Source organism: Streptomyces sp. NPDC107546 (genome assembly GCF_055639175.1).
In genome coordinates this window covers 251,409-270,119 of record NZ_JBVKBA010000007.1, presented here as the reverse complement: position 1 = coordinate 270,119, position 18,711 = coordinate 251,409, and the positions used below count along the sequence as shown (strand labels likewise).

Below are 18,711 nucleotides of genomic sequence, written 5' to 3'. Positions count from 1 at the left end.
CGCGCGCACCGGAAGCGTCCGCCCGGTGGGCTGAGCCGAACGGCTTCCCGGCTCGCAGGCCCCTTTCCACGCCGGTACCGTCTGCCTCGGTGGGGGGCTATGTCCCGGACCCACGAACGGATGTGAACCGTGACCACGCCGAAGACCGCGCGAAAGTCCACGCAGAAGCGCCCGGTGAAGACCGCTCAGAGACGCACGGTGACGAGCAGCACGAAGGCGGGGCAGCCCGTCGCCGCGGCGCGCACGAGGCAGCGCTCCGGCGCCTCGTCGGCCGCGCGACGGCCGGTCGCCGGACAGCCGAACGCGACACAGCCGACCACGAGACAGTCGGCGACGACAGGACAGGCGGCCGCGACACCGTCGACGAGACGCTCGACGAGACAGGCGACGAGCCAGGCGACGAGGTCGTCCGCGCGACAGTCGTCCGTGACGCGGCCGGTCGCGAGACAGTCGTCGGCGAAACGGCCGACGACGAGACAGGCGACCACCGGACAGGCCGCAGCGCGACAGGCGACCACCGGACAGGCGACCGTGAGGCAGGCCGTCGCGACTCGGCCGGTCCTGCGACAGTCGGCCGTGAGACGGCCGGAGAGGAAGCCGCCCGCCGCCTCCGGCGGGCGCACGATCACGCTGACCGTGCCCTCGCTCGAGGAGGCCGCCACCTGGGCGGTCAACGCCGTGGCGGTTCCTGTGGCCGCCGCGCGCCGGGTCCTGCCCGCCGCGCACGGCCTGCCCCTGTACGTGGGTCTCGGCGCGCTGGCCGTCGTGGGCGCTCTCGAGCCACCGGTGGCTCTGGGGCTCGGCATCGGCTACACCGTGCTCCGGCACAAGGGTCCGCTCGCCCGGTTCTCCGGTTCGAAGTGACGGCGGACGCCGTGGGCGCGGGACGGCGGGCCCTCGGTCGGTCGTCCACCCGCCGATGGCCGGTCGTCCACCCGCCGATGGCCGGTCGTCCGCCCGCCGACGGACCTTCCCCTCCCGGACACCGTGCCGTCACACCGGGCGGGAACGTTGCTCGCGTCCCCCTGCCTCGCCTTGCGTCCGTCCGCCGCGTAGCCGCGGGAGTGATGGGGAAGGACGATGTGCGCCGTGTCCCTGCTCCCGCTCGACGACCTCTCCCGACCGCTCCCCGCCCCCGTTCGCTCACCTTCGTACGCGCGGCTCGCCCGCCGTGTCCTGAGCCTGGTCCCGCTCCTGCTGATCGGGGCGTGGGCGGTGGCCGACTGGCGTGCCGTGCGCGACGGCACGGCACGGTTGGCCTCCGCCGACCCCTGGTGGCTGCTGGCCGGTGTCTTGTTCACCTGCCTGGGCTGGGTGACCGCGGCGTGCGTCCGCCAGGGCGCCGTACCGGAGCGGCTTCCGCCGCTGCCGCTGCTCGCGTCCCAGTTCGCCGCCGGGGCGGCCAACCACGTGCTGCCGGCGAGCATCGGCGCCCATGCCGTCACCCTGCGGTTCCTGCAGGCCCGCGGCATTCCCCTCGCCCGGGCCACCGCTTCCCTCGCCCTGTACTCACTGGTCAAACCGATCGCGAAGACGCTGGTGCTCCTGGTCTTCGTCCTGGCGTTCCCCAAGATGCTGAGGCTCGGCCGACTCGTCCCGGACGAGGGGACGTTGCTCCTGATGGCCGGAGGGGCGACCCTCGGTCTCGGCACGGCCGCCGTGCTCCTGACGGCTGTAGGTCCGCTGCGCCGGGCGACGCTCGGCTTCGCCCGCACCGCCCTGACCGACGCGCGGCTGCTGCACACGCGGCCGACCCGGGTCCTCGCCCTGTGGGGCGGCTCTGCCGCCGCCCCGGTGCTCCAGGCGAGTGTGGTGGCCTCGGTCGGTGCGTCGCTCGGCCTGACCGTGTCCTGGCCACAGATGATCTTCGCGTTCCTCGCCGCGAGCTCGGCGGCCGGGGCCGTCCCCGCGCCGGGCGGCATCGGCCCGGTCGACGCGGCGCTGGTGGTCACCCTGGTCGCGTACGGCGCACCGGTGGACCTGGCCACCGCAACCGTGATCGGCTACCGGGTCCTGACGGTCTGGCTGCCGCTGCTCCCGGGCGCCCTGGCCCTCGCGGCCCTGGTCCAGCGCAAGGTGCTGTGATCCGGGGGAAACCCGTCAGGTCACAGCGGGTCCGCTCGTACCCTCCCACGTTTGTCCCCCCGCCCCTCGATCACCCGTCATGCATCGGCGGGGCACCCAAGGAGCGGGAGGATGATCGCGGAGCAGGCCGTGAAACTGATCCGACAGGCCGTGAACCACATGTGGGACCGGCTCAAGACGTACGACCTGGTCCGGCGCGGCCGCGAACTGGAGCTGATGCACCGCGCCCTCGGCTTCGCCACTTTGGCTCTGGTGACGCTGGCGCCCCTGCTCATCGTGGTGGCGGCCGCCGACCCCCTGGCGCACGGCGGCTTCACGACGTGGCTGGTCGACGGCATGGGGCTGTCCGGCCGGTCCGCGCACGTGGTCACCGACATCACCACCGCGCCGCGCAAGGTGATCAGCGCGACCAGCGTGTGGGGCGGGATTCTGCTCGCCGTGTTCGGGGTGTCCTTCGGCGGGAGCGTCCAGAACGGGTACGAGCGGATCTGGAACCTGCCTCCCGGCCCGTGGCACCGCATCTGGCGCCAGGCCACCTGGCTGATCGTGCTCACCGCCTACCTGTACCAGGAGGTGCAGACACGTCTGGCGTTGCACGGATGGCTGCGGGTCGTGGCGTCCCTGGCGACCGGCGTGCTGTTCTTCTGGTGGGGCCAGCGCTTCCTCCTGGGCGGTCAGGTCCGCTGGCGAGACCTGCTGCCGGGCGCGCTCGCCACCGTGGTCGGGCTGATCGGTCTGCGGGTCTTCTCCTATCTCGTCTTCACGCCGCTCATCGTCAGCAACGCGGTCAGTTACGGACCGCTGGGGGTCGTCCTCGTCCTGGAGTCCTGGCTGACCGGGGTCGGGTTCGTGGTCTACGGCGGTGCGCTGTTCGGCCGCTGGTTCCGCGAACACCACTGGCGGCCGCGCGTCAAGCGGTGACCGGCCCGACCGTACCGGCCACACGTCAAGCAGGTGCCCGGTCCGCCCGTACCGGCGACGCGTGCGAGCGGTGACCGGCCCGGCCCGCACGCACCGCGGCTCAGCGGCGCACCGCACGGACCCCGGCTGCCGAGAGGGCGGCCACCACCGCGGCCGCCGCCGCGACCCGCAGTGCCGTTCCCGCCAGGGCGGAGCCGGCCTCGGGGCGGCACCGCACTCGGGCCGCCGCGTGATGGCACGGGCGCCTCTGTCGCGGGCGATCTTCATCACTTCGGCCACGTGCAGGGCCTGCCGTCCCCTGCGCGCGTCTTGCTCTTGGCGACCCGGATACGGTCCCGGTCATACCGCCTTGTCCTCGGTGAGCCCCCGCAGGCAGCGGTGCGCCTGGTCGACGGACTCCTCGGCGGTGGCCGCGCCGAACTGCACCAGCAGCCAGGAGCCGCCGCCGAGACGCGGCAGCTCCTGGATGTCCTCCGCGTTCATGTTCTCGTCGCCCGGCGTGCCTTCGCCGTCGGATCCTCACCTTTCCTCAGCGAGTCTGGTCAGGCCGGCCGCACCCCGTACACGCGGTACGGCTCGGCGTCGGCCCACTTGACGTCCAGCCCGAGCCCCGGACGGCCGGTGTCCGGTCGCAGCGCGCCGTCCGCGGGCGACAGGGTGCCGTCGAACAGCAGGTCCTCGACGCGTACGTGGTCGTGGAAGTACTCCAGGTGCCGCAGCCGTCGGACGGCGCAGAAGGCGTGCGCGGACACCGCCGGGGCGCAGTGCGCCGACAGGTCGAGGTCATGGGCCGCCGAGAGGCCGGCCACCTCCAGGATGCCGGTGATGCCGCCGCAGCGGGTGACGTCCGCCTGGAGGCAGTCCACGGCGGGACGCTCCACGAGGTTGACGAAGTCCCGCATCGTGTAGGCGTACTCGCCCGCGGCGATCTCCAGTCGTTCCGGACCGCGCTCGCGCAGCAGGCGCAGTCCTTCGAGGTCGGCGGAGCTGACGGGTTCCTCGAACCAGCGCACGTCCCACTCGTCGTGGAAGCGGCGCGCCCAGTAGAGCGCCTCCTTGCGGCCGAGGGCCCCGTTGGCGTCGGTGAACAGCTCCGGCTCGTCGCCGACCGCCTTGCGCACCGCGGTCAGCCGCTGCGGGTCGCGCTCGGGGTCCCGCGAGGTCTTCAGCTTGACGCGGGGGATGCCCTGGTCCACCCATCCGGTGAGCTGGTCGGTGAGGCGGTCCAGCGAGTAGTTGGTGAAGCCGCCGCTGCCGTAGACGGGCACGCGGTCGTGGTAGACCGGGAGCAGCCGGACCAGAGGGAGCCCCAGCAGCCTCGCCTTGAGGTCCCACAGCGCCACGTCGACGGCGGACACCGCCATGGCTCCGACGCCCGGGCGTCCGGCGTTGCGGATCCGCACGCCCATCCGCTGCCACAGGGCCGGCGGCGAGGCCACGTCCTGGCCCTTGATCGCCGGCGCCAGCTTGGACTCGGCGAACGAGGCGGCCGACACGTCCCCGTAGGTGTACCCCAGTCCGGTCCGCCCGCCGGCGTGGACCCGGACCAGGACGACCGTGGTGGACTCCCAGTCCAGCGTTCCGTCCTGCTCCTTGCCGTCCGGGCCGTCGGTGGGCACCTCGAAGGCGTGCACGTCGACCGCGTCGACACGGCACTCGCCCGGCGCCGGGCCCGCGGACCCGGGGGCCCCGGTGTCAGTCCCCATGGTGGCGTCCGGGGAGGCGCTCGGCGTACTCGGCGAGCTTCTGGCGTACGCCCTTGGTCGCGATGCCCACCCTCTCCGGGTCGTGCACGGCGGCCTTGGCGGCCTTCTTCCCCTGCTCGGTCATGATGTGCGGCGGGATCGGCGCGATCTCCTGGTCCACCTTGAACTCCAGCACCACCGGCCGGTCGCCGGCGAGCGCCTCGTCCCAGGCGGCGCCGACCTTCTTCGGCTTGTCGCAGTAGACGCCCTTCAGGCCGAGGAGTTCGGCGTACTTCGCGTACGGGACGTCCGGGATGTACTGCGAGCCCGGGAACTTGGGGTCCCCGGCCATGGCCCGCTGCTCCCAGGTGACCTGGTTGAGGTCCTGGTTGTTGAACACGCAGAAGACGAACGGCGCGGGCCCGGACAACCGGTCCAGGTACCGCTTGATGGTGATCATCTCGTTCATGCCGTTCATCTGGAACGCGCCGTCGCCGACGAACGCGATCACCGGCCGGTCCGGATAGGCGAACCGCGCGGCGATCGCGTACGGCGTCCCCGGCCCCATCGTGGCCAGCGTGCCCGACAAGGAGGCCTGCATCCCCTTGCGCAGCTTCAGATGACGCGCCCACCAGTTCGTCCCCGAACCCGAGTCGGCCGTCAGGATGCAGTTGTCGGGCAGCCGGGGCGACAGCTCGGCCGCGACGGCCTGCGGGTTGATCTTCCCGCCGAAGTGCTGGTCGGACCACTTCTCGCAGACCGCGTTCCACTCGGCGACATCCTTCTCGATCTGCTGCCGCCAGCTGCGGTCCTCCTTGCGCTTGAGCAGCGGCAGGAGGGCCTTGAGCGTCTCCTTGGAGTCCCCGACGAGGTGGGCCTCCATCGGGTAGCGGATGCCGATCATCCGCCCGTCGATGTCGATCTCGACGCCGCGGGCCTGGCCCTCGTCGGGCAGCCATTCGGCGTACGGGAAGCTGGTGCCGACCATCAGCAGGGTGTCGCAGCCCTGGATCATGTTGTCGCTGGCCTTGCTGCCGAGCAGGCCGATGGGGCCGGTGACGAACGGCAGGTCGTCCGGCAACACCTCGCGGCCCAGCAGCGCCTTGGCGACCCCGGCGCCCAGCAGTTCGGCCGTCTCGACGACTTCGCTCTCGGCGTGGGCCGCACCCTGACCGATGATCATGGCGACCTTGCTGCCGGAGTTCAGGACGTCGGCCGCCTTGCGCAGCTCGCCCTCGTCGGGCAGCACCCGGGGGCGGCTCCAGCCCACGCTGGAGAAGACGGCGCCATGCATCTTGGGCGGCGAGGGCTGGGCCTCCGCCTCCTGCACGTCCTCGGGAATGATGATCGTGGCCACGCCCCGGGTGGTCAGCGCGGTCTTGAACGCCCGGTCGATGACGTGCCGCGCCTGCGCCGGCTCCACGACCATCTGGCAGTACTCGGAGACGTCCGCGAACAGCCGCTCAAGAGCGATCTCCTGCTGGTAGTGCGAGCCGAGACAGAGCCGCTTCTGCTGACCCACCACCGCGACCACCGGCTGGTGGTCCAGCTTGGCGTCGTACAACCCGTTGAGCAGGTGCACCGCGCCGGGACCGGAGGTGGCCGCGCAACAGCCGACCTCACCGGTGAACTTGGCATGGGCGCACGCCATGAACGCGGCCATCTCCTCATGCCTGACCTGGATGAACTCCGGGCTGCCCTTGGCCCGGTCGAAGGCTCCGAGCAGCCCGTTGATCCCGTCACCCGGATAGCCGTAGACCCGCCCGACACCCCATTCGCGCAGCCGCTGCAACACGAAATCCGCCACCAACGCCATGCCCGCTCCCTAGCCACGCACCTCTGCCGCAACGATGAGTGACCCTCCCGGGCTCTGCGTAAACAGCACCGCGACGCGGCCACCCGGGAGTGTCACATCACCGCGGCGTGTCGTGCCACGGACATGACACGCCGCCCTTCATGGCCGCCACGCAGTGGTCAGCCCTCTTCCTCGGGAGGGTCGCCGGAGGGCGGGCGCGGGGGCGGACCGAAGCGGACCCTGATCTTCTGGAAGCCCTTGAAGGCCTCGGTGGCCGCGTACGACTCGTAGGCCCGCCGGTCGGCCGAAGTGAGCTGCACCCGGTCGGTGAACGGGGTCAGCAGGCTGCGCGGCCACAGCCGCATGATCCGGACCACACTGACCTCGGCCGTCATGAGGAAGATCACTGCGCCGAGGTAGAGCCAGGCCAGCAGACCCAGGACGATGCCGAAAAGGCCGTAGGTGGACGTGGCGCCGCGCAGCACCTGGCTGACGTAGTACGAGCCGCCCCACTGCAGCAGCTGCCAGGCGAACGCGCCGCCGAGGACGGCGCCGAACAGACGGCGCAGCGGCAGCCGGCGCCGGATCAGGGTCCGGTACATGAGCAGCAGCAGGGCCGCGTTGAGGACGATGGCCGCGGCCGCGGCCGCGACTCTGACGCCGGTCTCCAGCCGGGCGCCGAACACACTCGCCCGCGACTCCGCGACGGACAGCGCCGTGGTCAGGCACAGCCCGAGCGCGAGGATCGACAGGAACAGCAGGCCCCTGAGCCGTGACCGGAACGGATCGGGGCGGGCGTGCCGTGGCACGGCCCAGATCTTGTTCAGCGCGTGCTGTGCGGCCTGGGCCACGCCCAGGGCGCCGTAGAGGCTGCCCAGCACGCCCACCACGAGGGCGACGCCGCTGCCGTGGAAGGAGTGGATGTTCTCGCCGAGCTGGTCGCCGATGACGGGGAACTCGCCGAGCGCGGAGTTCAGCACGCGTTCCCGCAACTGAGGGTTGCCACTGAGCAGGGTGCCGAGGACGGAGACGAGGATCAGCAGCAGCGGGAACAGTGACAGGAACGAGTAGTAGGTGAGGACCGCGGCGAGATAGGTCGCCTGGTCGTCGTAGAACTTGTACAGCACGGCGAGCGGCAGCCCCGCCCAGCGGTGGCGCCGCTGGTACGCGTCCACGCGGGCCACGACTCCCATGGTCTGCCTCGTGCGCTCCGCCGGGCATCCGCCCGCACCTCACGTCGTCCTGCTTGTGAGGATAGGTCAGGTGGCATGCACCCGCCACTGGACGCCGGCCTCACCGACCGCGCCCTGACCGGCGGACGCACGCGCCCGCGTCCGACACGACGAGCCATTCAGCCCCCATGCGCGTGCGCATCAAGCACCGTTACGGGATCTTTGACCGGGTAATTCTCATTCGCCGCATTTCCCGTATCTGGAGCTGTTTCGATGACCTCACAGACGGAGCCGGTCACGCTCGTACCGGTCGAGGGGCGTCGCCACCCGGGCCGCGTGGTCGTGGCGTGGCTGACGACGACGGACCACAAGAAGATCGGGCACCTGTACCTGATCACGTCGTTCGTCTTCTTCCTGATCGGCGGGGTCATGGCGCTGCTGATCCGGGCGGAGCTGGCACGCCCGGGCCTGCAGATCGTGTCCAAGGAGCAGTACAACCAGCTGTTCACGATGCACGGCACGATCATGCTGTTGCTGTTCGCCACCCCCACCTTCGCCGGCTTCGCCAACGCGGTCATGCCGCTGCAGATCGGCTCGCCCGACGTGGCCTTCCCGCGGCTGAACATGCTGTCGTACTGGCTGTTCCTCTTCGGTGCCCTGATCGCGATGAGCGGCTTCCTCAGCCCCAACGGCGCTGCGGACTTCGGCTGGACCGCCTACACACCGCTCAGCGGCGTGGAGCGCACCAGCCAGATCGGTGGCGACCTGTGGATCATGGGGCTGGCGCTGTCCGGGTTCGGCACGATTCTCGGCGCGGTCAACTTCATCACCACGATCGTGTGCATGCGCGCCCCCGGCATGACGATCTTCCGGATGCCGATCTTCACCTGGAACGTGCTGCTGACCTCGGTTCTCGTCCTGTTCGCCTTCCCCGTCCTCGCGGCAGCGCTGCTGGCGTTGGAGGCCGACCGGCGCTTCGGCTCCCACGTCTTCGACCCGGCCGTCGAGGGCTCGATCCTGTGGCAGCACCTGTTCTGGTTCTTCGGCCATCCCGAGGTCTACATCCTGGCCCTGCCGTTCTTCGGCGTGATCAGTGAGATCATCCCGGTCTTCGCCCGCAAGCCGATCTTCGGCTACCTGGGACTGGTGGGCGCGACCATCGCCATCGCCGGTCTCTCGGTCACGGTGTGGGCACACCACATGTTCGCGACCCAGGCCGTGCTGCTGCCGTTCTTCTCGTTCCTGACCTATCTCATCGCGGTACCGACGGGGGTGAAGTTCTTCAACTGGATCGGCACCATGTGGAAGGGCTCACTGTCCTTCGAGACACCGATGCTGTGGGCGGCCGGCTTCCTCGTCACCTTCCTCTTCGGCGGACTGACCGGTGTCATCCTCGGCTCCCCGCCGCTGGACTGGCACGTCACCGACTCGTACTTCGTGGTGGCGCACTTCCACTACGTGCTGTTCGGCACCATCGTGTTCGCGATGTTCGGCGGGTTCAGCTTCTGGTGGCCGAAGATGACCGGCACACTGCTGGACGAACGCCTCGGCAAGATCCACTTCTGGACGCTGTTCGTAGGTTTCCACATGACCTTTCTCGTCCAGCACTGGCTCGGTGCGGAGGGCATGCCCCGCCGCTACGCCGACTATCTGGCCGCCGACGGTTTCACCTGGCTGAACACCGTTTCGAGCATCGGCGCCTTCCTGCTCGGCCTGTCCACCCTGCCGTTCCTGTACAACGTGTGGAAGACCGCGCAGTACGGCGAGCGCGTCCAGGTCGACGACCCCTGGGGCTACGGCCGCTCGCTGGAGTGGGCGACCTCCTGCCCACCGCCGCGCCACAACTTCACCACCCTGCCCCGGATCCGCTCCGAGTCCCCCGCCTTCGACCTGCACCACCCCGACCTGGCCGAGGTCGACTACGTGACCTACACCGGCAAGCGCGACGTCATCGAGGCACCGGGGCACCAGGGGCCCCCGCGGTGAGCCCGGCACCGGACGACAGGGCACCGCAGGCCGAGGGCCCCGCGCTCGCCGCCGAAGTCGAGGGCTACCTGCTCGCCCACGCCGAGTACGACAGGGCGCACCGCGAAGCCGAGGCCCTGTGCGCCCGGCTCCCGTGGCTGACGAGCGCACAGGCCGAGGACCTGGTACACCACTACGTCAGCCAGCGTCTCGACATCACCCGTCAGACGCTGGCCACCATCGCCCGGCGCGCCCGGGAGCTGCGGGACGAATACGAGGCCCGGTACGCCGCACTGCGGCGCGCTCTGTTCAAGGCCCACGCGGCGTGCGCCTGCGCCCTCCTCGGCATCACCGGCCTGATCGCGGCTGTCTCCCGCATGACACGCTGAGCACATCTCCCGCAACACCTTCCCCTGTGATGCACGACACAGGGGCCTGAACAAGTTTTTCCCAAAGCAATGATCGATGCGGCTGGCGCCTCCGTACTTCCTGCTGTAGAAGCCGCTCGCGCATGGAGGCAGCATGCCCATATCCCGCAACATCGCAGGAACCCTCTTCGTGGCCGGGGCGCTGGGCCTGACCCTCACCGCCCTCGCCTACCCCGCCATGCTCGGGGTCCAGACCACGTCCAGCTCTCCGGACCGTGTCATCGCCAACACCCAGTACGGGCCGCTGACCGAGTCGGACCGCGACTTCGTCGTCAAGGTGCGCTCCGCGGGGCTGTGGGAGTACCCCTTGGGCGAGATCTCGCTGCAGAAGGGCTCGTCGCCGGAGATGCGGGAAGCCGGCAAGCACCTGATCGTCGGGCACGCCGGACTCGACGAGATGTGCCGCAGGATAGCCCCAGTGCTGGGCATCACCCTGCCCAACCGGGCGACACCGCAACAGCAGCAGTTCGTGGCGACCGCGCAGGCCGCGAACGGCAACGAGTTCGACTCCACCGCCGCCAACATCATGCGGGTGACCCACGGCCAGATCTTCCCGGTGATCGCCAAGGTCCGTGCCACCACCAAGAACACGCTGGTGCGTCAGCTCGCCGACCTGGCCAACGACACCGTCCTGGACCACCTGACCATGATGGAGAAGACGGGCACGGTCAACTTCGACCAGGCCAACTTCCAGCAGACGACCCCGCCCAAGCTCCCCAAGGACCAGCTCACGCCGCCGGCGCCCCAGCCCGGGGAGCCGATGGTCGTCCTCACTCCGCGCCCGGACCTGAACATCAACACGGCCGCCCCCACGCCCAGCCCGTCGGCCAACTGACCTCCGCCCGCGCGGCGCCGGGGGGATCGGGCCGTCATCGGCCAGGGTGATCGTGACCAGTTTGGTGGTCCCCCGGGTGGACAGCACCACCAGCATCCGGAACTGCGGGAGGGTCACCGGCTTTTCGACCTGCGCGAGGAAACAAGCGGCGATTCCCATCAGCAGCCGGGACGCGGTCATGACGGCGTGGGTCACCGCATCGACGTCGTCCACGGCCCGCCCGGAGCTCTCACGCTGCGGCATACGCCCTTTCTACCGCGCGGCAGCCGCCGCCCACTCACGCGACGCCGCCGGAACGGAGTCCCCCGAGAGCGTTTCCGGCGAGCGCGCCCGGGGGACTCGTGCCAGGCTCGAACAGCGAGTGAGCGCCGAGCTCGACGGGCGCCGATGACCACAGGGCCTAGGAGGTTGGGGCATGACGCGTGGCAGCGCCGCGGAGGCCGGCGGGGCAGGCGAGGATGCCGTGCGCGCCAACCTGCTCTTCGGTCCGCAACCCGACGTGGCGAAGGCGGCCGGTTACACCGACACCCCGCCACGCATGGGATTCTTCACGGACACCTCCGTGTGCATCGGCTGCAAGGCGTGCGAGGTGGCGTGCAAGGAGTGGAACTCCGTACCCGAGGACGGCCTGGAACTGACCGGCATGTCCTACGACAACACCCAAGGGCTGGGCGCGGACACCTGGCGGCACGTGGCCTTCATCGAGCAGCGCAAACCGCTCGGCGGTCAGGAGCCCGGTGCCGGTCACCAGGACGTCGACGTCTTCGACGCCGCCCGGAGCCTCGGCACCTCCGCCTCCTCCCCCGGGCCGGGAGCCACGGCGCCCACGCCCGGCTCCGCACCCGCCGGCGCACCGGCCGGGGAGATCTCGCCCGTGTCCCCGGACGGACGCATCGAACTGCGGTGGCTGATGGCCTCGGACGTCTGCAAGCACTGCACGCACGCTGCCTGTCTCGACGTGTGCCCGACCGGCTCGCTGTTCCGGACGGAGTTCGGCACGGTGGTGGTCCAGGAGGACATCTGTAACGGCTGCGGGTACTGCGTGCCCGCCTGCCCGTACGGCGTCATCGACCAGCGTCCCCAGGACGGGCGGGTGTGGAAGTGCACCCTGTGCTACGACCGGCTCGGCGTCGGGATGGAACCGGCGTGCGCCAAGTCCTGCCCCACCGACTCCATCCAGTTCGGCCCGCTCGACGAGTTGCGCGAACGCGCCGCCACGCGGGTCGCCCAACTCCACGCCGCCGGGGTCACCGACGCCCGCCTGTACGGGGAGAGCCCCGAGGACGGTGTCGGCGGCGACGGTGCGTTCTTCCTGCTGCTGGACGAGCCGGAGGTCTACGGTCTGCCGCCCGACCCGGTCGTCACCACCCGGGATCTGCCCTCGATGTGGCGGCACGCGGCGGCGGCCGCCGCATCGCTCGCGGCGCTGGCCGCCCTCAGCTTCGCCAGGAGGCCGCGATGACCGGATCGGACGTCACCCGCGACGGCGTGGAGGGGGCCCGCCCCGGACGCGAGGCTCTCACCGGCGCGCACACCGGACGCCGTCGGCGACGCCGCGGACGCGGCGAGCGGTCCATGGTGCCCGAGGCGCGGTTCTCCTCGTACTACGGCAAAGCGATCCTGAACAAGCCGGTCTGGAAACCCCTCGACATCGCGGGCTACCTCTACCTCGGCGGCCTCGCGGGCGCGTCGTCGCTGCTCGCCGCCGGGAGCCAGGCCACCGGGCGGCCGGTGCTGGCCCGTACCGCGAAGCTGGGCGCCGCGGGCGCGATCTCACTGTCGCTGGCCGCGCTCGTGCACGACCTGGGACGCCCGGCCCGGTTCGTGAACATGCTCCGCGTCTTCAAGCCGACCTCACCGATGAGCGTCGGCTCCTGGCTGCTCGCCGGTTACGCGCCGCTGACGGCGGCCGCCGCGGCCACCGACGTCGCGGGCCGCTACCGCCTGGCCGGGGCCGCCGCCACGGCGGGCGCGGCCGTCCTGGGGCCGGCGGTCGCCACCTACACCGCCGTCCTGATCTCCGACACGGCGGTGCCCGCGTGGCACGAGGGCTACCGCGAGATGCCGTTCGTGTTCGCTGGGTCCGCCGCGAGCGCGGCGGCCGGACTGGGCCTGGTCGGCGCCCCGACGGCGCAGGCGGGGCCCGCGCGCCGTATGGCGGTGCTGGGTGCCGCCCTGGAGCTCGGCGCCTTCCGGCTGATGAAGCGGCGCACGGGCCTGGCGGCGGAACCGTACGAGCAGGGCAGGCCCCGTACGCTGCTGCGCTGCGCGGAGGCGCTCACGGCGGGCGGCGCCGCGCTGGCGGCCCTGGCGGACCGGCGTCCGGACCGCCGTCTGTCGGCGACGGCGGGCGCGGCGCTGCTGGCCGGCTCGGCGGCCCTGCGGTTCGCCGTGTTCCAGGCCGGGGTGGTGTCCGCCGAGGACCCCAAGTACACGGTCGTACCGCAGCGGGAACGGCTGGAAGCCCGCGGTCGCTGACGGTCCGGCGCCCGGCAGGACGGCCGTTTCGCCGACCGCGGGGAGGGTACCCAGGACCACCACCGGGCCGGAAGGAGATGGACGTCATGCCCAGCCGGAGCCAGGTGTTGGACCTGCTCTCGGACGGCCTCGACTACGAGGAGGCCGGCCGGCGGCTCGGCATACCCGCGGGGCAGGCCTTCCTGATCGCGACGGGGCTGCCCGCGGACGGCGGCGACACCCTCACCACCGCGGAGCAGCACCGCCCGGGCATGCCCAGGGAGTCCACCCAGCACCTGTCCAACCCGCCGATGCAGAATCCCACCGGCAAGGAAGCGGTACGCCAGTGGGTCAAGGACCGCGCCGCCGCGGACCGGCAGCTGCGGCGGGCCGCCGAACAGCGGGACCTCCGCCCGCAGGGCGAGCGGGCCCCCGGTGACGTGCACGAGCTGACCACGGTGCTGACGCGTGACCACGACCGGGTGACGGCCCTGCTGAAGCAGGTGCAGGCGCTGCCGGGCGTCAAGAAGGGCGGATCGAAGACCCAGCGGTCGCGCAGGGGGTCCCTCGTCGGTCTGATCACCGAGGCGTTGCAGAGTCATGAGCCGGCCGAGCAGCGCCACCTCTGGCCGGCCGTACGGGACGCGCTCGACGACGGGGACCATCTGGCGGATCAGGGACTGCAGCAGGAGCGGGAGGGCACCGGCACCCTCGCGGCCCTGAGCGAGGCGTCCCCGGACACCGAGGAGTTCGACGACCTGGTCGAGCAACTCGTGGACCGACTCCGCCGACACGTGGCGTTCGAGGATGCCGTGTTCGCCCGCCTGCGGGAGAATCTCCCGCAGGCGGACCGGGAACGTCTGGGGTCCGGCGTCGTCCGCGCCTGGGAGGCCGCACGACGAGGAACCGAGCGGGAGGAGTAGCAGACATGGGCGTACGCACATGGATCGACTCCTGGCCGGTCTACCGCCAGCTCAAGGGCAGCGACCCGCTGGGCCGCGGGGCCGCCGCCAAGAGCGCCGCCAGCGCGCGGCTCACGCCCCGGGTCGCCACCGCCGACCGGGTGGTCAAGTCGGTCTGCCCGTACTGCGCCGTGGGCTGCGGCCAGAACGTCTATGTCGAGGACGAGCGGGTCACACAGATCGAGGGTGATCCCGACTCCCCCATCTCCCGCGGCCGTCTGTGCCCGAAGGGCGCGGCGAGCCTGCAGCTGACCACCGGCGACGCGCGCGAGCACCACGTCCTGTACCGGCGCCCGTACGGCACCGAGTGGGAGCGTCTCGACCTCGACACGGCGATGGACATGATCGCCGACCGGGTGATCGCGGCGCGCCGGGCCGGCTGGCAGTGGGAGGTCGACGGGACCCGCACCCGGCGCACGCTCGGCATCGCGAGCCTCGGCGGGGCGACCCTCGACAACGAAGAGAACTACCTGATCAAGAAGCTGTTCACCGCCCTGGGAGCGATTCAGATCGAGAACCAGGCGCGTGTTTGACACTCCTCCACCGTTCCCAGTCTGGGAACCTCGTTCGGCCGCGGCGGCGCGACCACCTTCCAGCAGGACCTGCAGAACTCCGACTGCATCGTCATCCAGGGCTCGAACATGGCCGAGTGCCATCCGGTCGGGTTCCAGTGGGTGATGGAGGCCAAGGCCCGCGGAGCGAAGGTGATCCACGTCGACCCGCGGTTCACCCGCACCAGTGCGCTGGCCGACCTGCATGTGCCGCTGCGCGCGGGCTCGGACATCGCCTTCCTCGGCGGGATCGTCAACTACGTCCTGAGCAACGAGAAGTACTTCCGGGACTACATCGTGGCGTACACCAACGCGCCGGTGGTGCTGCGGGAGGACTTCCGGGACACCGAGGACCTCGACGGCGTCTTCTCGGGTCTGGACGCCGACAGCCGCAGCTACGACAACAGCAGCTGGCAGTACGAGGGCACGGAGATCCAGGCGGCCTCGGGCGAACGTGACCAGGAGTACCAGGAGCGCACGCGTGGCGGCCGCTCGGTGTCGGAGGCGGCGCGCGGTGAGGCCCACGGTTCGGGCGGCGCCGCGATCCCGGAGGGTGAGCCCGAGCGTGACGAGACACTGACCCACCCGCGCTGTGTCTTCCAGGTGCTCAAGCGCCACTACGCCCGCTACACACCGGAGATGGTCGAGCGGATCTGCGGAGTGCCGCAGGACCTGTTCCGCCAGGTGTGCGAACTCGTGACGGAGAACTCCGGACGCGAGCGGACCACCGCCTTCGCCTACGCGGTCGGCTGGACGCAGCACACCGTCGGTGCCCAGTACATCCGCACGGCCGCCGTGCTGCAGAGCCTGCTCGGCAACATCGGCCGTCCGGGCGGAGGCATCCTCGCCCTGCGCGGACACGCCTCCATCCAGGGTTCGACCGACATCCCCACCCTGTTCAACCTGCTGCCCGGCTACATCCCGATGCCGCACGCGCACCACAACCAGGACCTCGACGCCTTCATCGAGGCGGAGGCGGCGCACAAGGGCTACTGGGGCAACATGCGCTCGTACCTGGTGAGCCTGCTCAAGGCCTACTGGGGCGACGCCGCGACGCCCGACAACGACTTCTGCTTCGACTATCTGCCGCGCCTGACGGGCTCCCACTCGACCTACGAAACGGTGATGGCCCAGTTGGAGGGAACCTGCAAGGGCTACTTCCTGATGGGCGAGAACCCGGCGGTCGGCTCGGCCAACTCCAAGATGCAGCGCCTCGGCATGGCCAACCTCGACTGGCTCGTCGTACGCGACTTCTCCCTCATCGAGTCGGCCACCTGGTGGAAGGACGGCCCGGAGATCGAGACGGGTGAGCTGCGCACGGAGGACATCCGCACCGAGGTGTTCTTCCTGCCGGCCGCCGCGCACACCGAGAAGGACGGCACGTTCACCAACACCCAGCGTCTGCTGCAGTGGCACCACCAGGCCGTCGAGCCGCCCGGCGAGGCGCGCAGCGACCTGTGGTTCACCTACCACCTCGGCCGCATCATCCGGGAGAAGCTCGCCGGGTCGGCCGACGGGATGGACCGCCCGGTGCTGGACCTGACCTGGGACTACCCCACCAAGGGAGAGAACGCCGAACCGGAGGCGGAGGCGGTCCTCGCGGAGATCAACGGCTACGACGCCGAGGGCAACCCGCTGGCCTCCTACGAGCAACTGGGCGACGACGGCTCCACCGCCTGCGGCTGCTGGATCTACTGCGGGGTCTACGCCGACGGCGTGAACCAGGCGGCCCGCCGCAAGCCGGGCAAGCAGCAGAACTGGGTGGCGAACGAGTGGGGCTGGGCGTGGCCGGCCAACCGCCGCATCCTGTACAACCGCGCCTCCGCGGACCCGGACGGCAGGCCGTGGAGCGAGCGCAAGGCACTGGTGTGGTGGGACGAGGACAAGGCGCTGTGGGTGGGCCACGACATCCCCGACTTCGCGAACAACAAGTCCCCTCATCACCAGCCCCCGCCGGACGCCACGGGCGCCGAGGCGCTGTCGGGCACCGACGCGTTCATCATGCAGGCCGACGGCAAGGCCTGGCTGTTCGTGCCGTCCGGGCTCACCGACGGGCCTCTTCCCACGCACTACGAGCCGCAGGACTCGCCCTTCACCAACCTGCTGTACCACCAGCAGCGCAATCCCGTACGGCAGTTGCTGCCGACGCACCCGGACAACCGCTACCAGCCCAGCGGCGACGAGCCGGGCACGGAGGTGTTCCCGTACGTCGCCACCACCTACCGGCTCACCGAGCACCACACCGCGGGCGGTATGTCCCGCTGGCAGCCCTACCTGGCCGAGTTGCAGCCGGAGTTCTTCTGCGAGGTGTCACCCGAACTCGCCGCCGAGCGCGGCCTGGAGCACACCGGGTGGGCGACGATCGTCAGCGCCCGGAACGTCATCGAGGCGCGGGTGCTGGTGACCGACCGGGTGCCGCCCTTGACCGTGCACGGCCGCACCCTGCACCAGGTCGGTCTGCCCTACCACTGGGGGCCGAACGGCTACACCACGGGCGACGCGGCCAACGAGCTGGTGCACATGTCCCTGGACCCCAACACCCATATCCAGGAGACGAAGGCGTTCGCCGTCGACATCCGGCCCGGCCGCCGTCCCAGGGGCCCGGCGGCCGTCGAGCTGGTGCGCGCCTACCGGGCCCGGGCCGGCATCGACGACCACACCGGTACGGAGGTCTGAGCCACCCTCGCGGAGCTCACTTCAGTACCACCGAGTGCGAGCCGCGCGGCACGAGTTCCCCGATCACCGGCGCGCCGGGGACCTCCCCGGCGACGAGCAGGCCGCCGGAGGTCTGCGCGTCGGCCAGCAGCAGCCGGGTGTCGGCGTCCGTGTCCCCGAAGTCGGTGTGGGGCGCCACCCATTCGAGGTTTCGTTCGGTGCCGCCGCTGACGTATCCGTCCCGTACGGCCTCGCGGGCTCCGTCGAGGTAGGGCACGGCGGAGGTGTCGACCACGGCGGTCACACCCGAGGCCCGCGCCAGCTTGTGCAGATGGCCGAGGAGGCCGAAGCCGGTGACGTCGGTGGCACAGGCGACTCCGGCGGCGAGGGCGGCCCGGGACGCGTCCCGGTTGAGAGCGGCCATCGTGGCGACGGCCTGCTCGAACCTTTCGCCGGTGGCCTTGTGCCGGTTGTTGAGCACACCGATGCCCAGGGGCTTGGTCAGCGACAACGGCAGCCCGGGCCGGCCGGCGTCGTTGCGCAGCAGCCGCTCGGGGTCGGCGACACCGGTGACGGCCATGCCGTACTTCGGTTCCGGGTCGTCCACGCTGTGCCCGCCGCCTACGTGGCAGCCCGCCTCGGTGGCGACGTCCAGTCCACCGCGCAGCACCTCGCGGGCCAGGTCGAACGGGAGCCGGTCGCGCGGCCAGGCCAGGAGGTTCACGGCGAGCACGGGGCGGCCGCCCATCGCGTACACGTCGGACAGGGCGTTGGCGGCGGCGATGCGCCCCCAGTCGTAGGGGTCGTCCACGACCGGGGTGAAGAAGTCGGCCGTGCAGACGATCGCCGTTCCCCGGTGGGTGACCACGGCCGCGTCGTCGCCGGTGGCGAGGCCGACCAGCAGCGGGGTGTCGCCCCCGGCGAGCGGTGGCACGGTCAGCCCCGCGACCACCTCCTCCAGCTCTCCGGGCGGGATCTTGCAGGCGCAGCCGCCGCCATGGGCGAACTGCGTGAGGCGGACCGTCTCTTGGCGGGTCGGTGTCATACCTGTCTCCTGGGGCACTAGCCTGGCGAGCGGTGGAGGCGTGTGGGTGCCTGGTGGCCCTCCCGGTCTTCAAAACCGAGGTGTCCGAGGATCTCGGGCAGGCGGGTTCGATTCCCGTCCGCCTCCGCTGCCCGGATCGGGCCGGCAGCGTCGGC

Annotated in this window: 16 protein-coding genes and 1 tRNA gene; 11 read left to right on the top strand and 6 right to left on the bottom strand. The window is 71.1% G+C overall.

The window, feature by feature from the left end; translation table 11 throughout:
- Positions 1 to 185: 185 nt before the first annotated feature.
- Positions 186 to 629, bottom strand: coding sequence for a hypothetical protein (locus tag ACZ7L1_RS13395; RefSeq protein WP_471436814.1), 444 nt, complete (start codon positions 627 to 629; stop codon positions 186 to 188).
- 7 nt (positions 630 to 636) lie between these two features.
- Between ACZ7L1_RS13395 and ACZ7L1_RS13390 the strand changes: the two genes are divergently transcribed.
- From ACZ7L1_RS13390 to ACZ7L1_RS13380, 3 genes are all read left to right on the top strand, one after another.
- Positions 637 to 864: a hypothetical protein gene (locus tag ACZ7L1_RS13390; protein ID WP_471436812.1), complete on the top strand. Its 228-nt coding sequence runs from the start codon at positions 637 to 639 to the stop codon at positions 862 to 864.
- 225 nt (positions 865 to 1,089) lie between these two features.
- Entirely contained in the window at positions 1,090 to 2,085 is a 996-nt protein-coding gene (locus ACZ7L1_RS13385; RefSeq protein WP_471436810.1) for a lysylphosphatidylglycerol synthase transmembrane domain-containing protein, read from the top strand.
- 159 nt (positions 2,086 to 2,244) lie between these two features.
- A complete protein-coding gene (locus tag ACZ7L1_RS13380) occupies positions 2,245 to 3,006 on the top strand; it encodes a ribonuclease BN (RefSeq protein ID WP_471436946.1) in 762 nt (253 codons plus the stop codon).
- 339 nt (positions 3,007 to 3,345) lie between these two features.
- Here ACZ7L1_RS13380 and ACZ7L1_RS13375 read toward each other — a convergent pair whose 3' ends face one another.
- The 4 genes from ACZ7L1_RS13375 to ACZ7L1_RS13360 form a co-directional block, all read right to left on the bottom strand.
- Positions 3,346 to 3,489, bottom strand: coding sequence for a hypothetical protein (locus ACZ7L1_RS13375; RefSeq protein ID WP_471436808.1), 144 nt, complete (start codon positions 3,487 to 3,489; stop codon positions 3,346 to 3,348).
- A gap of 59 nt (positions 3,490 to 3,548) precedes the next feature.
- Positions 3,549 to 4,712: an enolase C-terminal domain-like protein gene (locus ACZ7L1_RS13370; RefSeq protein WP_471436806.1), complete on the bottom strand. Its 1,164-nt coding sequence runs from the start codon at positions 4,710 to 4,712 to the stop codon at positions 3,549 to 3,551.
- Complete coding sequence (locus tag ACZ7L1_RS13365) at positions 4,702 to 6,507, bottom strand: thiamine pyrophosphate-requiring protein (RefSeq protein WP_471436804.1); 1,806 nt, start codon at positions 6,505 to 6,507, stop codon at positions 4,702 to 4,704. Before ACZ7L1_RS13365 ends, ACZ7L1_RS13370 begins: the two co-directional genes overlap by 11 nt.
- 158 nt (positions 6,508 to 6,665) lie before the next feature.
- The gene (locus ACZ7L1_RS13360; protein ID WP_471436802.1) at positions 6,666 to 7,679 is read right to left on the bottom strand and encodes a YihY/virulence factor BrkB family protein; all 1,014 of its coding nucleotides are present in this window, start codon (positions 7,677 to 7,679) and stop codon (positions 6,666 to 6,668) included.
- A gap of 252 nt (positions 7,680 to 7,931) precedes the next feature.
- On the opposite strand from ACZ7L1_RS13360, the gene ctaD reads away from it, so the two are divergent.
- The 7 genes from ctaD (at position 7,932) to fdh (ending at position 17,532) form a co-directional block, all read left to right on the top strand.
- Positions 7,932 to 9,644, top strand: coding sequence for an aa3-type cytochrome oxidase subunit I (ctaD, locus tag ACZ7L1_RS13355; protein ID WP_471436800.1), 1,713 nt, complete (start codon positions 7,932 to 7,934; stop codon positions 9,642 to 9,644).
- Positions 9,641 to 10,012: a hypothetical protein gene (locus ACZ7L1_RS13350; protein WP_471436798.1), complete on the top strand. Its 372-nt coding sequence runs from the start codon at positions 9,641 to 9,643 to the stop codon at positions 10,010 to 10,012. The genes ctaD and ACZ7L1_RS13350 overlap by 4 nt, the downstream gene beginning before the upstream one ends.
- A 133-nt stretch (positions 10,013 to 10,145) precedes the next feature.
- Positions 10,146 to 10,886 carry a DUF4142 domain-containing protein gene (locus tag ACZ7L1_RS13345; RefSeq protein WP_471436797.1) on the top strand — a complete coding sequence of 247 codons (741 nt, stop codon included), beginning with the start codon at positions 10,146 to 10,148 and terminating at the stop codon, positions 10,884 to 10,886.
- A gap of 415 nt (positions 10,887 to 11,301) precedes the next feature.
- Entirely contained in the window at positions 11,302 to 12,348 is a 1,047-nt protein-coding gene (locus ACZ7L1_RS13340; protein ID WP_471436795.1) for a 4Fe-4S dicluster domain-containing protein, read from the top strand.
- A complete protein-coding gene (gene nrfD, locus ACZ7L1_RS13335; RefSeq protein ID WP_471436793.1) occupies positions 12,345 to 13,364 on the top strand; it encodes an NrfD/PsrC family molybdoenzyme membrane anchor subunit in 1,020 nt (339 codons plus the stop codon). Before ACZ7L1_RS13340 ends, nrfD begins: the two co-directional genes overlap by 4 nt.
- A gap of 86 nt (positions 13,365 to 13,450) precedes the next feature.
- Positions 13,451 to 14,266 carry a hemerythrin domain-containing protein gene (locus tag ACZ7L1_RS13330; protein ID WP_471436792.1) on the top strand — a complete coding sequence of 272 codons (816 nt, stop codon included), beginning with the start codon at positions 13,451 to 13,453 and terminating at the stop codon, positions 14,264 to 14,266.
- Between the two features lie 5 nt (positions 14,267 to 14,271).
- Complete coding sequence (gene fdh, locus ACZ7L1_RS13325) at positions 14,272 to 17,532, top strand: formate dehydrogenase (protein ID WP_471436790.1); 3,261 nt, start codon at positions 14,272 to 14,274, stop codon at positions 17,530 to 17,532.
- A gap of 16 nt (positions 17,533 to 17,548) precedes the next feature.
- On the opposite strand, the gene selD is transcribed toward fdh, so the two are convergent.
- Positions 17,549 to 18,556 (bottom strand): selenide, water dikinase SelD, encoded by a 1,008-nt coding sequence (selD, locus tag ACZ7L1_RS13320; RefSeq protein WP_471436788.1) that lies wholly within the window; start codon positions 18,554 to 18,556, stop codon positions 17,549 to 17,551.
- 34 nt (positions 18,557 to 18,590) lie between these two features.
- On the opposite strand from selD, the gene ACZ7L1_RS13315 reads away from it, so the two are divergent.
- Positions 18,591 to 18,684: transfer RNA gene (locus ACZ7L1_RS13315), tRNA-Sec, on the top strand.
- The last annotated feature ends 27 nt before the right edge of the window (positions 18,685 to 18,711 follow it).

Excerpts from the sequence above, each read along its gene's own strand:
- ACZ7L1_RS13370 (WP_471436806.1), bottom strand. The coding sequence starts at position 4,712 with ATGGGGACTGACACCGGGGCCCCCGGGTCCGCGGGCCCGGCGCCGGGC.
- ACZ7L1_RS13365 (WP_471436804.1), bottom strand. The coding sequence starts at position 6,507 with ATGGCGTTGGTGGCGGATTTCGTGTTGCAGCGGCTGCGCGAATGGGGT.
- ACZ7L1_RS13380 (WP_471436946.1), top strand. The coding sequence starts at position 2,245 with ATGTGGGACCGGCTCAAGACGTACGACCTGGTCCGGCGCGGCCGCGAA.
- ACZ7L1_RS13330 (WP_471436792.1), top strand. The coding sequence starts at position 13,451 with ATGCCCAGCCGGAGCCAGGTGTTGGACCTGCTCTCGGACGGCCTCGAC.
- ACZ7L1_RS13375 (WP_471436808.1), bottom strand. The coding sequence starts at position 3,489 with ATGAACGCGGAGGACATCCAGGAGCTGCCGCGTCTCGGCGGCGGCTCC.
- selD (WP_471436788.1), bottom strand. The coding sequence starts at position 18,556 with ATGACACCGACCCGCCAAGAGACGGTCCGCCTCACGCAGTTCGCCCAT.
- ACZ7L1_RS13340 (WP_471436795.1), top strand. The coding sequence starts at position 11,302 with ATGACGCGTGGCAGCGCCGCGGAGGCCGGCGGGGCAGGCGAGGATGCC.
- nrfD (WP_471436793.1), top strand. The coding sequence starts at position 12,345 with ATGACCGGATCGGACGTCACCCGCGACGGCGTGGAGGGGGCCCGCCCC.
- ACZ7L1_RS13360 (WP_471436802.1), bottom strand. The coding sequence starts at position 7,679 with ATGGGAGTCGTGGCCCGCGTGGACGCGTACCAGCGGCGCCACCGCTGG.
- ACZ7L1_RS13345 (WP_471436797.1), top strand. The coding sequence starts at position 10,146 with ATGCCCATATCCCGCAACATCGCAGGAACCCTCTTCGTGGCCGGGGCG.
- ctaD (WP_471436800.1), top strand. The coding sequence starts at position 7,932 with ATGACCTCACAGACGGAGCCGGTCACGCTCGTACCGGTCGAGGGGCGT.